Consider the following 15,019-nt stretch of genomic DNA (forward strand, 5'->3'; position numbering starts at 1 on the left):
GCGGCCTTTACGCTTGTGAAACCGCTCAGTCCTCGTGATCTTCTCCGCAGTCGCATTCTTCAATGTCGGTAAGGTCAAATTGCAGCTTTTCCCCGCAGTTGGGGCAGACCACTTCGCCCTCTTCCAGAATGGACTCATCGAAGTAGACCGTCTCCTCACAGGTGGGGCAGGTTGTGGCGTAGCAGTCCTCGGAATCGTCGTCGTCTTCATCCTCAAACTCATCGTCGTCTTCATAGACGATCTCTTCCACGTCCTCCAGATCGTCGCTGACAGCGTCCAGGCCCTCGGAGATTTCAATAATCTGGTCCTGATGGTCCTGGAGCTCCAGGGCAACATCGTCCAGAATATCAATGATCATGGTGATCAGCTTGCCCTCTTTGGATTCAGTGTCCAGGCCCAGGCCCTCGGCCAGCCCCTTCAGATAAGCGACTCTCTCAGTAATTTCCATCTTGTACACGCTCCTTTCTTCCTGCTTCGTTGTTTGTTGTATAGAGGAACTTTCCTCTTGATTCAGGCGTGCTCCCGTTTAGTCCTTGCAACGGGAGAGATACTCGCCGGTCCGGGTGTCGATGGTAATTTTGTCACCGGTGCTGATGAACAGGGGCACCTTGATCTCTGCTCCGGTTTCCACGGTGGCGGGCTTGGTCACGTTGGTGGCGGTGTCACCCTTCAGGCCCGGCTCCGTATCGGTAACTACCAGATCCATAAAGTTGGGAACCTCCACAGAGAAGACGCTGCCCTTATAGCTCAGCAGCTTGCATACCGTGTTCTCCTTCACAAAACGGAACCCGTCGCCCAGCACATCCCGGTTCAGGGGAACCGTGTCATAGGTCTCGGGGTCCATGAAGTAGTACAGGTCGCCATCCTGATAGCTGTACTCCGCTTCCTTGCGCTCCACAAACGCCTGCTCAAACTTGGCAGTAGGGTTGAAGGAAGTTTCGGTGACGCCGCCGGTCACCACGTTTCTCATCTTGGTGCGCACAAACGCCGCGCCCTTTCCGGGCTTGACGTGCTGGAACTCCACAACGGTCATGACCTTGCCGTCCATTTCAAAGGTGACTCCGTTGCGGAAATCACCGGCAGTAATCGTAGGCATAGTTTTTCCTCCTTACAAATCTACGAGAAAACGACCCGTCAGGAGGACATTTTCTCTGCTTCTCAAATTTACAAAATAGCCTAGGATATTTTACCCCAGATACGGGATGAATGCAAGGGTTTTCCCTCCGATTCGGGGAAATTCAGAAGGATTTTTTATCTGTTTCTCGCAATTTCCGGCGGCAAAGGGCCTTAAAAGGAGCCTGAAGTGCGTGAAGCACCTTCTGCCAGCGCGTCACGGCCCCGCCCACAGGCTCCACCGTCAGCGCCAAAACCCCGGCCCGCTTGGCCGCGAGACAGTCGGTCAAAAGTTTATCGCCCAGCATAGCGGTGTGGGCGGTCGTGCCCCCTGCTTTTTCAATGGCGGACAGAATCCCACGGGGAGACGGCTTTCCCGCCCGCCCCTGATAGGGCACGCCCAGCTCTTCGCAAAATTCCGTCACCCGGCTCCCGGAGCGGTTGTTGGACACGATGACAAATTCAATGCCCGCGTCCTTCAGTCCCGCAATATAGTCCTTTAACGGTTTGTCCGGGCGGCGTATCTTTTTCTCTGCCAGTGTGAAATCCAAATCACTCAGCAGCAGCGTCACTCCCAGTTTCCGCAGCAAATCTGGCGTCACCTCGTCATAGCGCGCAAACAGCCTGTCCGGCACCAGGGAAAAAGGCATATTCAGTCTTCCCCCTTCATAGCATTTTACGAATTGATCTTTCGATATCTATAGTATACCAATTTTTTTCAAAGCATACAAGGGGGGTCTTGGCTTGCAGGTCTATCTTGCTGTCACGCCGCAGCAGCTTCGGGAGGCGTCCCGCTTCACCCGTCACTTTGTCCATATGGCCTATCGCATCGGACCTGAGTCCGCGCTGCTGCGCCAGAACCTGCTGGTGCAGACCAAGGGCGGGCTACTGGGCCTCAGCGACCACGACGCATCTACGGTGGAAGAGCCAGAAAAGCTGGCTGCCGCCGCGGTGCGGGAGTGCTCCCGCCGAAGTTATGGCGGTGTGGTACTGGATTTTGAGGCGCCCCATCCCAGAGGAGACCTGCTGCTGCTGGCAGGGGCCATGGGAAAGCTTTTCCAAAAAAACCGGCTGACGCTTTATGTGCCGGAGTCGTATGCCTCTGCCGCACCCACGGCGATTGTCCCGGTCTGCACAGCCTTATCCGGCGGCAACTTGACCCAACGCCTGCGGGAGGCTGCTTCCGCTCGGGGTACAGGACGGCTGGCGCTGGATCTGGAGCGGCTGATGATGGACTTCCCTCTTCCTTGTCCCTCTGGAGAGGGAAGTCCTCTGCGGCGGGAAGAACTGACGGAGCTGATGGAGCGGGAGCAGCCATCCGTATTTTTCTCTCCGGATCTGTGCGCCCGATACTTCACTTACACCTGCCAGGGCGAAACTCATTTCATTCTGTTTGATGACGGAGATACCTTATTGCAAAAGCTACGCATCGGGCAAAATTTAGGTGCTCAGGTAGCGTTCTTCCAGTACCCCGAGGTCAGCGACCTCTTGGGGAAGCTATTTGGGAAATAAGTCCTCCGTAAGGCACAAATGGCTGGCTTCCACGCTTGTCTCTATCCGGCCTATTCAAGCAAGCAGCTCCAAAAATATCTCATGTGCCGTTTGAAGGCTTGCACTTCAAGTCGTCAAAAAAGCGCCGTGGATCCTTCCACGGCGCTTTTTATCAAAGCAACAATCAATAGAAACGCTTGTTCTTATTCTTCCGAGCTGCCTCAGACTTCTTGCGGCGCTTGACACTGGGGCTCTCATAGTGCTCTCTCTTACGAACCTCCGCGAGAACGCCCGCCTTAGCGCAGCTGCGCTTAAAACGCTTCAGGGCGCTGTCGATGTTCTCGCCCTCTTTGATATGAATTTCAGACATTTATATTTCCCTCCCTCCAGAATGCCGGGAAACCCGCAGCACTTAAGGGCCATTATATTATGGCTTTAACGAAATCATTATAACGGCTGATTCGCGGCTTGTCAAGAGAATTTTCTGAAAAGCGACAAGACACGAAAAAACGACCCGCCCCGCAAAACAGGGCGGGTCGCTTTTTATGATTTTTCCAATTCTTCCAAATATGCCGCCTGCCGGTTCAGCTCCCGCTCCAGCGCAATTGCCACCTGGTCGGGACAGGAGGTGGACTTCATCCCGCAGCGAATGCCCTTAAGCCGACCAACGGCTTCACTGGCATCCATCCCTCGCAGCAATGCCGCGATGCCCTGCAAATTGCCGCTGCAGCCGCCCACAACCTCCAACTCTTCAATCACATTTTTCTCATTGAGTCGGAAGTGCATTTCTTGAGAGCAGGTGCCTCGGGGGTGAAATGTAAACGTCATGTTCCGCTTCCTTTCCGCGTTTGATACCTTCGGAAAGGATACCATATAGCCACGCCCGCGTCAAGCAGACGGGCGGAGAAAGCCTGTTACCCTGCGGTTCCTCCGAAATTGCGCCCCTCCAGCACCAGCCGATCGGCAATCATGGCGATGAACTCGCTGTTGGTGGGCTTGCCCTTGGTGTTGGAAACGGTATAGCCGAAAAACTTTTGGAGCGTTTCTAAATCGCCTCGGTCCCATGCCACCTCGATGGCGTGGCGGATGGCCCGCTCCACGCGGGAGGGCGAGGTGGAAAAACGGCGGGCCACCTCGGGATAGAGAACCTTTGTCACCGCGTTGATCACGTCCATGTCGTCCACCGCGATTAAAATGGCTTCCCGCAGATACTGATATCCCTTGATGTGGGCAGGAACGCCGATTTCGTGGATGATATCCGTGACCATGTTCTTTAAACTTTTTGTGTGGGATACCGGTTGAACAGGGCGACAGACGGAGCGCATCCTCTCCATCAGGGCGCTGTTTTCAAAAGGTTTCGGCATAAAAAATGCTGCGCCCTTTTCCAATGCCTCTCCTACCACCTGTTCCGTGAAAAATGAGGAGATCATCATTGTCCGCGTCGGAAGCTCTTCTCTGCGAAGCTGTTCCAGCACGCCGAAGCCGTCCAGCTCCGGAAGCACCACATCCAGCAACAGCAGATCTGGAAGCTGTTCTCGCACCTGGCGGAGCGCGTTTTTCCCATCGCCTACGCCGGCGACCACAGTGAATTCTCCCGTTTGTTCGATTGTTTCTCTCAGCATCGCGCGGTAGCTCTCATTGGCGTCGGCTATAACCACTTTCCTGCAGATCTCCATAACGCAACCTGTCCTCCATCTCTTCATTGAATTTTCTTCTGGTTTCCCAAAAGTTCGGATTGGGTTTTCTATAATTTACCATAAACGGACAGTCTTTGCAAGACGGAATTGTAAATAATTGGTATTTTTTATTCGACCTGTTATGCATCTGTTACGGTAAATTCGGCAGGAATATTTCAAATCTGTTAGTCTTTCAGCATATTTCGAAGAAAAAGGCCATCACCGCGGCGAAAGCCGCACCGGAAATATCAGCCGGAAACATCTGCGCTCTGGATATCAAGCGCGGAACCCTTCTCTCCGGGGATGCGGTCCTGCCGCAGCTTAAACTTGGCCAGAAGTCCCTTCAGCAGGGCAGACTGTTCCGATAGTTCCTGACTGGCGGCCGCACTCTCCTCCGCCGTGGCGGCATTGACCTGAACCACCGAGGAAATCTGCCCCACGCCCTGATTGATCTGGATAATCGCCATGGACTGTTCTTGCGAAGCGGCGGCAATTTTGTGAATCAGCTCCACGGTCCCGGCCGTCTCTGTGGCGCTGGCCTCCATGGACTTTGCAGTCACATCCGCCGTCCTGCTTCCATTTTCCACCGCAGCCATAGTCTGTTCGATGAGGGCCGTGGTGTCCTTGGCGGCCACCGCCGATTTTCCGGCCAGATTGCGCACCTCGTCCGCCACCACGGCAAAGCCCTTGCCGTGCTGTCCGGCGCGGGCGGCTTCCACCGCAGCGTTCAGCGCCAGAATGTTGGTCTGGAAGGAGATGTCCTCAATAATCTTGATAATCTTCATAATTTCGGAGGATTTGAAGGAAATTTCCCCCATGGCAGCAACCATTTCCCGCATATGATCGTTGCTTTCGTTCAACTCCCGTCCCGCAAATTCCGCTTTTTCCTGCACAAGCTGGGCGTTTTCCGCGTTCTGCCGAATCTGTTCGGTAACTTCCTCAATGGCGGCGGAAAGCTGCTCCACAGCGCTGGCTTGCTCTGTGGCGCCTCTGGAGAGGGTCTGTGCGGCTGTGGCAACCTGCTCTGCGTCGCCGTCCACAAAATCAGCGGACTGATGAATTTGCAGCAGCGTACCGTCTAGATTGTCAAGCATGGACTCAAGATTGTCCTTAATTTTTTTGAACTGTCCCGTATATTCTCTTTGAAGCTCAACCGTCAAATCCCCATTGGCCACGCAAGACAGCACATCGGATATCTCATCAATATAGCCCTGATAATTAACCAGCCTCTGGATAGTGAGCTGGAATGCATCCGAAAGACGGCCCAGTTCATCCTTGGATTTGACAGAAAGCTGAACGTTGAAATCCCCGTCCGCAATTTGCTGCGCGGCCTTTGTAATGGACTTGATGGGCTTTGCAATCGAGCCGCTGATTGCCCATGTAACGGCCGCGCCCAACGCCGCCATCACTACGCAAAGCAGCATCAACATCTGTGTGAGGACATGCGTCCGCTCAATCACCTCGTTCGTTTCCAGCGTCATCGCCAGAATCCAGGGGCTACCCTCGATGGGGGTGAATTCCACCAGCTTATCCTTGCCGTTGTATGTATATTCGCCGCCGCCCCTCTGGCGTGTGGTCATCTGTTCAGTGAGGGCTCCCAATGCTTTAAGCGCGGGATCGGTTTTTCCATTTTCAATGTCGCTGTCTTGCCGAAGCACAAGATCGACGTTCTTGTGCGCCACCTTGACGCCCTCGTTGTTGACAATGTATCCGTATCCAGTATTTCTATAAGTCACATTTTCGCAGATTTGGCTGAGGGTCAGCCCATCCCTTCTACCGTATAAAACGCCGATAATCTGTCCCTTTTCATAAACCGGGGCGGCATATACCAGCACAGGCTTTCCATCCAGCTTGCTGAACATCAAATCAGAAGCAGTCGGGGTTCCCTGCATGGCAGACTGAAAAAAGGGGCGGTCAGATACGTCGTTTGTCGCCTGGCTGCTGTTCAGAATAATGGCCTTGCCGGTTTTATCCGCAAAGCCAAAGAGGATATAGTCCGAGCGCTTGGCTTCCGCTTCAAAATAGGCTATTTTCTCATCCAGAGGCGTGGCGCTGTCGGTGATTGCGGGAACCTGCGCCAGCCCGTCCATATACAAAAGCTGCGCGCTGTTCTCGGAGGAAATATACTGGGCCTGCGCCTGCGCGATTGCCCCCAGATCATCCCGCGCGTCGGAAAGCAAGTCCTTGCTGACGACATAAATTGCAGCGCCTCCCAGCAAGGCTGTCACCAAAAGGATGATGAGCGTAAATGTTGCGACCAGTCTGAGCTTAATTGATTTCATGAATACCTCTCCACTATTTTATACTTTTGAATTCGATGCTGCTGCTTTTAAAAAATTTTGACGCTTGTGCGCGGTAAGAAATCTTGAAAAAAGCACTATTTTTTAATTATATCACATGTAGAAACAAATGGAAATACATTGTTTTTTGTGAAAAAATATACAATTTTGTTTTTTAGTCATTGCTAACAAAAAACTTATCAAGCACCGCTCTAAACGGGACAAAAGGAGCTCCCGAATCACTCCGGGAGCTCCTTTTTGCGTGAAAGGAATTTTAAGTTGGAAGCGGATTTATGACCGCGACGCTTACCACTTCCTGCATTTGTAGATCAATGCTGCGGTTGGCTGCGTAGTTTTCTCTATCAAACCGCTTTTTGAGACATTTTTGCAACCACGCGGGCTTTGAAGAACAAATTTTAAATATTTGGCATTTTTATTTGTCCTTTAATGCAGATACTACGAGAAAGTCGGCATATTTTTTTCAACTTTTACGTGTTTTTCAGCATATTTCGTATCAAAAGCCCATAGCCCCGGGTGGGGTCGCCCAGCAAAACATGCGTCACGGCGCCCACCAAACGTCCATCTTGCAAGATGGGCGATCCGCTCATTCCCTGCACGATGCCGCCGGTTTTTTCCAGAAGCTCTGGATCTGTCACCGTAATAAGCAGGTTTCGTCCCGCAGAATCGGTGCTGAGAATCTTTGTGATTTCGATTTCGTATTCTTTCACTGTGTCTCCGTCCACATTGGCAAGAATCGTGGCTTTTCCGGTGTGAACCTGATCGTTCTCCGCCACAGGAAGTGCTTTATCCCCCAGACGTTCCATAAGCTCCTGGTCCGTCAGGGTGCCAAACACTCCGTTGGCGGTGTTTGCATAGAGGTCTCCGGTATCCACCGTCATGTCAAAATTTCCCTTCAGCTCTCCCGCCGCGCCCATTTCGCCCCGCTTCACCGTTTTCACGGTAGAGGGCAGAATCGAACCGGAGGAAAAGGGCATCAGAGCGGCGGTGTCCACGTCTGTAACGCCGTGGCCCAGCGCACCGAAGGTGTTGCTCTCGGGGTCGTAAAAGGTCATGGTGCCGATTCCGGCCATGCTGTCCCGAATCCATGCGCCGATGGCAAATTTTCCATCGCCATCGTTGTCGTCGGCGGTGACGCTTAAATCCAGCAGCTTACTTCCCCGGCGGACCTCCAGCTTCGCACTTTCTCCCGCAGCATCTTGCAGTAAGGATTGAAACTGCTCCGTGGAGGTAATCGGGTTTCCGGCGCACTGGACGATTACGTCGCCAGCGGTAAGACCGCAGGCTCTGGCGGGTGTGTTTCCTTCCGCCAACTTTACCACCAAAACGCCCCTTGAAAACAATTTGATACCAACAGTGTGTCCTACGGGGACCAACGTCCGGGCGGAGGAAAGGTCTGCAGCGGCCGCCGGGATCATCAGCGTGGACGCCAGAAGCATAGCCGCCAGCCCCAGCGCCGCTCCTCCCTTGCGGCCGCTTTTTGAATTTTTTGCTTTCTCAGCCGTTTCATCCATTGAATCGCCCCTTTCTGAAAGTCCGGAGCACGCCGGACTTTCAGAAAAGAAGCCGGCATTTTCTCTCTTTGTCTCTTCTCTTTTTGCCGGCAAGCTTACTGTTTGCAAACCGGCAGATTTCTGCCGTTGAAAAAATCGGCGGTACTGCCATGGAAACAACCTCCTGCGCTGCGCTGTGGCGGTTTCTGAAAATATCCTCTATAAAGTTATGCGTTTACACTAAAATTTGGAATTTTTTAAATGAGAAATTGCACAAAAAATCCGTCAAAAGGCTCTCAAAGAACCTTTTGACGGATTTCAGTAAATTTGTGGTTTTTAGTCTGCATGGGGTTTCCTTCTCGCGTAGAAACGGTCCGCTTGGGGAATCAGCAGCGGCGGATCACTCGTCCCGTTTGCTGAATATCTTAAAAATGTCCTCAAAAGGATCTTCCTCCGGCTCCTGAGGCTTGGGATCGTCCACGGTGCTCAGGGGCTGGGGTGCCTCCACCATAATTTGCTGCGCCGCAGGGGCAGCCTCTGCCGGGACTGCGGGCGCCTCCATAGCAGGCGGAGCAACTGGGGCTACCTGCCGCGCAGAGGACTCTACGGCAACCTTTTCAAAGCCCGTGGCAATGACGGTCACGCGGATTTCATCCTCAAGGTTTTCGTCAAACTGCGCACCGAAAATGGTGATGGCGTCCATATTGACTGCCTCCTGCACCAGCGTGGCAGCCTGCTCCACTTCCTCCAATCCGATGTCCATGGAGCCGGTGACATTGATGAGCACGCCATGCGCCCCGGCAATAGAGGTTTCCAGCAGCGGACTGGAAATCGCCATTCTGGCGGCCTCCTCGGCCTTGCCCTTGCCCGCTGCGCGGCCAACGCCCATGTGGGCCAAACCCGCGCCCTTCATAATGGTGGTCACGTCGGCAAAGTCCAGGTTGATAAAGCCGGTATCCCGAATCAAATCGGAGATGGACTGCACCGCCTGACGCAACACATCATCCGCGATTTCAAAGGCGTTGGCAAATGTAATTTTCTGGTCTGTGGCGTGCTTAAGCCGCTCGTTGGGAATGATGACCAGAGAGTCCACCTTTTCCTTCAGCTCTGAAATGCCCTTTTCCGCCTGTTGCAGCCGGCGGCGACCCTCAAAGCCAAAGGGCTTGGTCACCACCGCCACAGTAAGAATTTCCAGTTCCTTGGCGATCTCCGCCACGATGGGTGCGCCGCCAGTGCCGGTGCCGCCGCCCATGCCGGCGGTGATGAACACCATGTCCGTGTCCTCCAGCGCCTTGGCAATCTGGCTGCGGCTCTCCTCGGCGGACTTGCGGCCCACCTCCGGATCCGAGCCCGCCCCCTGCCCGTGGGTCAGTTTTTCACCGATCTGAATTTTATAGGTAGCGCTGGACACGTTCAGCGCCTGCTTGTCCGTATTGATGGCCACAAAGTCCACACCCTTAGTGCCGGAACGGACCATACGGTTAACCACGTTATTTCCGCCGCCGCCGACGCCGATCACCTTGATGTTGACCACGGCGTCCGGGCCGGTTTCCAATCCAAATGCCATAAAGCTGCCTCCTGCTGTCGTTCGTATCGGGAGGAATCTCCTCCTTGCCTGTGTAAATTGGCACGCATAGCCCTATTCTTATTAATAATAAGACACTTTGCGCTCCGGGTCAAGTCTTCCTGCAGTTTTTCCGGCAGTTTTTCCAATCAGTCTTTGATAAACACGTTTTGACCGTTGTCGCCCGTCATTCGGAGGACGCCCGTCTCGTTGGATTCAATTCTGCCGCTGTCAAGAATCGCCCGGAGCGTGCGGAGCTTATAGGCATAGTCCGCGCCATAAGGCAGCTCCACGCGGAATCGCTTCATATACCCCATGGTCAGCACCGCCGCGTCGTCCAGCCGGATGGAGTCCACTTCGCTCAACATCCCCTCAGTGCAAGCAGGCTCTCCTGCTGCGTAAGGCGCTCTGTGGGCATTTGAAGGAAGGAGGCCACCGCGGGAGAAAGCAGTTCGCAGCCTTCAATTTTCGCAAAGTCGGCGGCGGCACTTGCCGCCCGCTGCTCCACAATTTTACCCTCCGGGCTCACAAGCCACGTATAGCCCTCCTGCACCACCGCCAGCGCCGCTTCACTCTCTGTCACGTCGATGGCCAGCGTGTCGGGCAGGACCCGGTTGATGCGCACCAGCGCAATGTAGGGTAGCTTTCTCTGAAGGCCTTTTGCAATTGCGTATTTATTCAGAAGAAGCAAATTGTCGCCTATTTCCAGGCCGGAAGCCTCGATAATTTCCGCTTCGGAATAACGATTCTCCCCTGTGATTGCAATGGTATTTACCCGGAAAAACAGCGTCAACGCCACCACAATCACAGCGCAGATGGCCAAAACGGACAGCAGCTTATAGAGGAGTCCGAATCTCCCCCTTCGCTTTCTGTTGTAATTTCTTCGTTTGGCCATCTGCCGTACTCCAGTCTATCTCTATTCCTCGCTGTTCCCCTCGTCTCGGCTGATGTCTGCTCCCAGCTCCGCAAGTGTTTTCGCGAGGTCTTCATAGCCCCGGTCAATATGTTCCACGCCGGACACGGCGCTTTCGCCCTCCGCCGCCAACGCGGCCACGCACAGCGCTGCCCCGCCCCGCAAATCCGTGGACTGCACGGAGGCGCCGTGGAGCCGTTCCACACCGTTGACCACCGCTACTCTTCCGGACACCCGGATATCCGCTCCCATGCGGCTTAGCTCATCGACATGGCGGAAGCGGCTTGTAAAAATATTTTCCTCAAATACCGTGGCGCCTCGACTGCGGGCCAGCGCCGCCATCAAAACGGCCTGCGCATCTGTGGGAAAGCCCGGATAGGGCGCGGTGTGAATGGGACGGATGCCCTGCAGTGCCCGCCGCCTGCGCAACGTGATTCCCTCTTCGTCCACCGCCACGGTACAGCCCGCCTCCCGCAGCGCCGCCGTCACGGTGGATAAATGGCCCTCCTTGGCACCCGTCAAGTGCACCTCACCTCCCACAGCTGCCGCCGCACAGAGATAAGTAGCCGCCGCGATGCGGTCCGGCATCACCGTGTAGGTGCAACCATGTAATTGCGCGCCGCCTTCCACTGTTACGGTGGATGTTCCCGCACCGGAAACCTTTGCGCCGCAGGCACTGAGATAGTTTTGCAAATCCTCAATCTCCGGCTCCCGGGCAGCGTTGTAGATAGAGGTGACGCCGCTTCCTCCACAGGCCGCCAGCATCAAATTCTCCGTGGCGCCAACGCTGGGCAGACTAAGCACCACCTCCCGCCCCACAAGGCGGGGCGCGGAGCAGCGAAGCCGCCCGCCGTCTTCCCGGATATCGGCCCCCAGCTCCCGGAGACCTGCCAAATGTAGATCAATTGGTCTTGGTCCCAGTTCGCAGCCGCCGGGATAGCTGAGATCCGCCTGACCGCAGCGGGCCAGCACGGCCCCAAGGAAAATGGCGGAGGAGCGCATCTCCCGCATCAGCGCGTCGGAGATATTGCAGCAATTCATGCCGGCGGTATTTACCGTCAGCGTGTCCTCCTCCCAGCGAGCCTCGCAGCCAAGATGCTGGAGAATGCGGACTGACGCGTCCACGTCCCGCAGTCGGGGGCAGCCTTTCAGCACCGTCTCCCCCCGGTTTAAAAGCGTGGCCGCCAAGATGGGCAGTGCGCTGTTTTTGGCGCCCTGCACCCGGACGGAGCCGGAAAGAGCCCTCCCGCCCTTTACGATGATCTGACTCATAATGCAATTCCCTCCGCATACAGAATGGTTCAACAGTCCATCGTATGCGTGGGGAGCCGTTAAGGGTTACAGCAGCTCCAGCACCGTCTGATAGATACGCTCCGCCGCATCGGGAATGCCAAGCTCTTCCATAGCGGCGGACATGGACGCGCGCCTTGTGTCATCCCGGAGAATTTCAAAGGCCTTTAGAAAAAGGGCCTGCCCGTTGGCCTCATCCTCCAAAAGGACGCAGGCGCCGCCCGCTTGCTCCAGCACCCGGGCGTTTTTCTCCTGATGATTGTTGGTCACGTAAGGGGAGGGCACGATCAGGGCCGGAACTCCCAGCGCCGTCAGTTCGCTGATGGTGGACGCTCCTGCCCGGCAAAGCACCAGATCCGCCGCCCGGAGGGCGCGGTCCATATCATAAATGTAGGGTCGTACCTCAAGAGACGGGTGCCGCTTGAGGTCCACGCCCCGCTCCTTCAGCGCCCGCAGCAGGGCGTTGTAGCCGCCACCCGCGCCGTGAATGTGGTGAAATGGCTCCTTTGCCGATTCCAGCGACAAAAACGTGGCCATTTCTCCGTTCATTCCCGCAGCGCCCAATGAACCCCAGAACGACACAATTAAGGGTCGTTCGTCCCGAAACCCCAGTTCGTCCCGGGCCTGCTGTTTGGTTCGGGTAAAAAAATCGCACCGCACTGGCGTTCCCGTGACGACCACCTTATTCGGATGGCGATACTGTCCCCGGCACGCCTCAAAGCCCACCATAATCCGATCAGCAAAAGGCTCCAGCAGCCGGGTGGTCAGTCCCGGAACCATATTTGACTCGTGGACGGCGGTGGGGATTCCCAGCTTTGCCGCCGCCTTTACCATTGGGAAACTGGCATAGCCCCCGGTGCCGATGACCACCTGGGGGCGAAATTCCCGCAGAATGCGCTGCGACTCCCGGGGTGCCCGAAGATAGTTCCCCATTGAGATTAAATTGTGCTTAATTTCCGCTATCTTCATGGAGCGGTGAAAACTTGAGATGTGGACCGTACGAAAGGCGAAGCCCGCCTTTGGAATCAGGTCTTTTTCAAGGCCTCGCTCCGCACCCACAAATAAAATCTCCGTATCCGGCTTCCGCGCGAGCATCAACTGCGCCAGAGCGACAGCGGGATTGACATGTCCCGCTGTCCCCCCGCAGGTAAAAATGACCCGTTCGGGCGCGTTGCCCATTTTATAACACTTCCTTAAAGTCCGCGTGCCCCACATCAAATCTTCATCTGCCGTGACACGCTCAATACAATGCCCATTTCAAAGAGCTGGATGGTCAGTGCCGTCCCCCCGTAGCTGAAAAAGGGAAGAGACACGCCCGTGGTCGGCAGCAGTCCCGTAACCACTGCCATGTTCAAAAAAGTCTGGAAAGCCAGCAGCGTAGTGATACCCACCACCAGCAGACTTCCGAACCGGTCCCTTGCGTGAAGGGCAATCCAGTATCCCCGTAAAATCAGTGCCGCGAACAGCAGCATAATCACCGCCGCGCCGATCAGCCCCAGTTCCTCACACACGATGGAAAACACAAAGTCGTTGTGCTCCTCCGGCAGGTACATGAATTTTTGACGGCTCTTGCCAAGGCCAACGCCCAAAAGCCCGCCGGAACCGATGGACAACAGGCTCTGAGACAACTGATATCCGTCTCCGCGGGGATCGATGAACGGATTGTGCCACATGGCGATGCGGGACGCGCCATAGCCGATGATTCCCACCACGGCGTACATCCCCGCCGCGGCCACACCCAGCGCGCCACCAACCCAGCCCCAGCCGATGCCGCCCACCAACATGATGGCGGCCCCGGCACCTAAGATCAGCAGCGTTCCAGACAGGTGAGGTTCCAGCATCATCAGCCCGGCCAGCACCACCAAAATCATACCATAGGGCAGAATACCGTACCGAAAGGTCTGCATTCGTTCTTTCTTTTTGGAAACGCTGTCCGAAAAATAGAGTACCACCGCCAGCTTTGCCACCTCTGAGGGCTGGAATTGCAGCGCCGTACCCCGGATTCCCAGCCAGCGGGTGGCGCGGTTGACGGTAAGGGCGAAGGGGTTTCCCGGAATAATCACCAGTACGAGCAGAATAATGGCCAGAAACATCAAAGGTTTTGCAATGCCACGGAACCGCTGGTAGTTGATCTTTCCCACAAACGCCATCGCCGCCACGCCCATAATGGCAAACACACCCTGCTTCGACACGTAATAGGTCGGGTTGCCGCTTTCGTAATAAGCTCTTGGAAAGCTGGCGGAAAACAGCATAATGAGGCCGATGACCGTCAGCAGCAGCACCAACAGACAAAAGGGCAGATCAATCGGCCCTCGAGCCAGCTCCCGTCCCTCTTGCTCTCGGAGCAGGCGCTCTTCTTTGGCCCGCTGCCGGGCCAAAAGCGTTTCCCGGCTGACGGGGGGACGGCGGACAGAGCTGAATCCCCGGTCCCGTTCTCCCCGAGAAGAGCGGGGCCGTGCGTTATTCGGTTTGCGTTCCCGGACCACCGGCCACTCCCCCTTCTCCATTTATCAGACGCGTCAAATTCTCCCCTGAATCCCCAGCCACGCCACGATACATCCCGCCAGCGTGATGAGGGAAAACACCGTAACAAGCTTCGCCTCGCTCCAGCCGCACAGCTCCAGATGGTGGTGCAGCGGCGCCATTTTGAAAAAGCGCTTGCCGTGGGTGGCTTTAAAATAAGCGATTTGAATAATGTCGGAAACCGTCTCTGCAATGTAGATCAGGCCAACGGGAATCAGCACCAGCGGCATATCCATTGCAAACGCCAGCGCCGCCACAGCACCGCCCAAAAATAAGCTTCCGGTGTCTCCCATGAATACCTTTGCCGGGTGACAGTTATATGCAAAAAATGCCGCCAGCCCCCCAGCCAACGCAGAGGATATCAAACTCAAGCCCCCGAAGACGGCGGCAGTGGCCCCGGCGAAAAACATCATCACCACAAAGGTGACGCCGGTGGCCAGCCCGTCGATTCCGTCGGTCAGGTTCACGGCGTTGACGCAGCCCACGATGACAAAGGCCGCAAAAGCTAGATACATCACCCAGTTCAGCTCCAGTGTCACGTTTGCAAAGGGAATATAAAGGCGGTTGCTCAAAAGGCCCTCGTAACGCATGATGCTTAAAAACACCACGGCCGCAGCCAACTGCAAAACGAACTTTTGCCGGGCGGTGAGCCCTTCGTT

The 15,019-nt window shown here is 55.4% G+C and carries 16 protein-coding genes; 1 reads left to right on the forward strand and 15 read right to left on the reverse strand.

Annotated elements, in window-relative coordinates; genetic code table 11:
* Nucleotides 1-25: 25 nt before the first annotated feature.
* The 3 genes from RT018_RS05000 to RT018_RS05010 all read right to left on the reverse strand — a co-directional run bounded on the left by RT018_RS05000 (nt 26) and on the right by RT018_RS05010 (nt 1,763).
* The gene (locus tag RT018_RS05000) at nt 26-448 is read right to left on the reverse strand and encodes a CD1247 N-terminal domain-containing protein (RefSeq protein ID WP_312939827.1); all 423 of its coding nucleotides are present in this window, start codon (nt 446-448) and stop codon (nt 26-28) included.
* A 78-nt stretch (nt 449-526) separates the two neighbouring features.
* A complete protein-coding gene (gene efp / locus RT018_RS05005; RefSeq protein ID WP_312939829.1) occupies nt 527-1,096 on the reverse strand; it encodes an elongation factor P in 570 nt (189 codons plus the stop codon).
* Between the two features lie 142 nt (nt 1,097-1,238).
* Nucleotides 1,239-1,763 carry a YqeG family HAD IIIA-type phosphatase gene (locus RT018_RS05010; RefSeq protein ID WP_312939831.1) on the reverse strand — a complete coding sequence of 175 codons (525 nt, stop codon included), beginning with the start codon at nt 1,761-1,763 and terminating at the stop codon, nt 1,239-1,241.
* Between the two features lie 94 nt (nt 1,764-1,857).
* Between RT018_RS05010 and RT018_RS05015 the strand changes: the two genes are divergently transcribed.
* Nucleotides 1,858-2,625 carry a hypothetical protein gene (locus tag RT018_RS05015; protein WP_312939832.1) on the forward strand — a complete coding sequence of 256 codons (768 nt, stop codon included), beginning with the start codon at nt 1,858-1,860 and terminating at the stop codon, nt 2,623-2,625.
* Between the two features lie 163 nt (nt 2,626-2,788).
* Here the strand turns inward: RT018_RS05015 and rpsU are convergent, their stop codons facing one another.
* The 12 genes from rpsU to RT018_RS05075 all read right to left on the reverse strand — a co-directional run.
* Nucleotides 2,789-2,974 carry a 30S ribosomal protein S21 gene (rpsU, locus tag RT018_RS05020; RefSeq protein WP_040659605.1) on the reverse strand — a complete coding sequence of 62 codons (186 nt, stop codon included), beginning with the start codon at nt 2,972-2,974 and terminating at the stop codon, nt 2,789-2,791.
* A 173-nt stretch (nt 2,975-3,147) separates the two neighbouring features.
* Nucleotides 3,148-3,432: a TIGR03905 family TSCPD domain-containing protein gene (locus RT018_RS05025; protein WP_312939834.1), complete on the reverse strand. Its 285-nt coding sequence runs from the start codon at nt 3,430-3,432 to the stop codon at nt 3,148-3,150.
* An 86-nt stretch (nt 3,433-3,518) separates the two neighbouring features.
* Nucleotides 3,519-4,280 (reverse strand): sporulation transcription factor Spo0A, encoded by a 762-nt coding sequence (spo0A, locus tag RT018_RS05030; RefSeq protein ID WP_312939836.1) that lies wholly within the window; start codon nt 4,278-4,280, stop codon nt 3,519-3,521.
* Nucleotides 4,281-4,528: 248 nt separating this feature from the next.
* Nucleotides 4,529-6,562 (reverse strand): methyl-accepting chemotaxis protein, encoded by a 2,034-nt coding sequence (locus tag RT018_RS05035; protein ID WP_312939838.1) that lies wholly within the window; start codon nt 6,560-6,562, stop codon nt 4,529-4,531.
* Between the two features lie 485 nt (nt 6,563-7,047).
* Nucleotides 7,048-8,091, reverse strand: coding sequence for a SpoIVB peptidase (spoIVB, locus tag RT018_RS05040; protein ID WP_312939840.1), 1,044 nt, complete (start codon nt 8,089-8,091; stop codon nt 7,048-7,050).
* 379 nt (nt 8,092-8,470) lie between these two features.
* A complete protein-coding gene (ftsZ, locus tag RT018_RS05045) occupies nt 8,471-9,637 on the reverse strand; it encodes a cell division protein FtsZ (RefSeq protein WP_312939842.1) in 1,167 nt (388 codons plus the stop codon).
* Nucleotides 9,638-9,783: 146 nt separating this feature from the next.
* A complete protein-coding gene (locus RT018_RS05050; RefSeq protein WP_312939844.1) occupies nt 9,784-9,999 on the reverse strand; it encodes a hypothetical protein in 216 nt (71 codons plus the stop codon).
* Entirely contained in the window at nt 9,996-10,529 is a 534-nt protein-coding gene (locus RT018_RS05055; RefSeq protein WP_312939846.1) for an FtsQ-type POTRA domain-containing protein, read from the reverse strand. Before RT018_RS05055 ends, RT018_RS05050 begins: the two co-directional genes overlap by 4 nt.
* Nucleotides 10,530-10,550: 21 nt before the next feature.
* A complete protein-coding gene (gene murA / locus RT018_RS05060; RefSeq protein WP_312939848.1) occupies nt 10,551-11,819 on the reverse strand; it encodes a UDP-N-acetylglucosamine 1-carboxyvinyltransferase in 1,269 nt (422 codons plus the stop codon).
* Between the two features lie 66 nt (nt 11,820-11,885).
* Entirely contained in the window at nt 11,886-13,016 is a 1,131-nt protein-coding gene (gene murG, locus RT018_RS05065) for an undecaprenyldiphospho-muramoylpentapeptide beta-N-acetylglucosaminyltransferase (protein WP_312939849.1), read from the reverse strand.
* A gap of 35 nt (nt 13,017-13,051) precedes the next feature.
* The gene (gene ftsW, locus RT018_RS05070) at nt 13,052-14,185 is read right to left on the reverse strand and encodes a putative lipid II flippase FtsW (RefSeq protein ID WP_312939904.1); all 1,134 of its coding nucleotides are present in this window, start codon (nt 14,183-14,185) and stop codon (nt 13,052-13,054) included.
* A gap of 171 nt (nt 14,186-14,356) precedes the next feature.
* Nucleotides 14,357-15,019, reverse strand: a 663-nt coding sequence (locus tag RT018_RS05075; protein WP_312939851.1) for a phospho-N-acetylmuramoyl-pentapeptide-transferase, incomplete at its 5' end; no start/stop codon positions are given.

Source organism: Oscillibacter sp. (assembly GCF_032060045.1).
Taxonomy (GTDB): domain Bacteria; phylum Bacillota; class Clostridia; order Oscillospirales; family Oscillospiraceae; genus Oscillibacter.

What these genes read in the sequence shown, in the direction of transcription:
- murG (WP_312939849.1), bottom strand. Translation starts at nt 13,016, where the DNA reads ATGGGCAACGCGCCCGAACGGGTCATTTTTACCTGCGGGGGGACAGCG.
- rpsU (WP_040659605.1), bottom strand. Translation starts at nt 2,974, where the DNA reads ATGTCTGAAATTCATATCAAAGAGGGCGAGAACATCGACAGCGCCCTG.
- RT018_RS05025 (WP_312939834.1), bottom strand. Translation starts at nt 3,432, where the DNA reads ATGACGTTTACATTTCACCCCCGAGGCACCTGCTCTCAAGAAATGCAC.
- RT018_RS05055 (WP_312939846.1), bottom strand. Translation starts at nt 10,529, where the DNA reads ATGGCCAAACGAAGAAATTACAACAGAAAGCGAAGGGGGAGATTCGGA.
- RT018_RS05035 (WP_312939838.1), bottom strand. Translation starts at nt 6,562, where the DNA reads ATGAAATCAATTAAGCTCAGACTGGTCGCAACATTTACGCTCATCATC.
- ftsZ (WP_312939842.1), bottom strand. Translation starts at nt 9,637, where the DNA reads ATGGCATTTGGATTGGAAACCGGCCCGGACGCCGTGGTCAACATCAAG.
- RT018_RS05000 (WP_312939827.1), bottom strand. Translation starts at nt 448, where the DNA reads ATGGAAATTACTGAGAGAGTCGCTTATCTGAAGGGGCTGGCCGAGGGC.
- efp (WP_312939829.1), bottom strand. Translation starts at nt 1,096, where the DNA reads ATGCCTACGATTACTGCCGGTGATTTCCGCAACGGAGTCACCTTTGAA.
- murA (WP_312939848.1), bottom strand. Translation starts at nt 11,819, where the DNA reads ATGAGTCAGATCATCGTAAAGGGCGGGAGGGCTCTTTCCGGCTCCGTC.
- spoIVB (WP_312939840.1), bottom strand. Translation starts at nt 8,091, where the DNA reads ATGGATGAAACGGCTGAGAAAGCAAAAAATTCAAAAAGCGGCCGCAAG.
- spo0A (WP_312939836.1), bottom strand. Translation starts at nt 4,280, where the DNA reads ATGGAGATCTGCAGGAAAGTGGTTATAGCCGACGCCAATGAGAGCTAC.
- RT018_RS05010 (WP_312939831.1), bottom strand. Translation starts at nt 1,763, where the DNA reads ATGCCTTTTTCCCTGGTGCCGGACAGGCTGTTTGCGCGCTATGACGAG.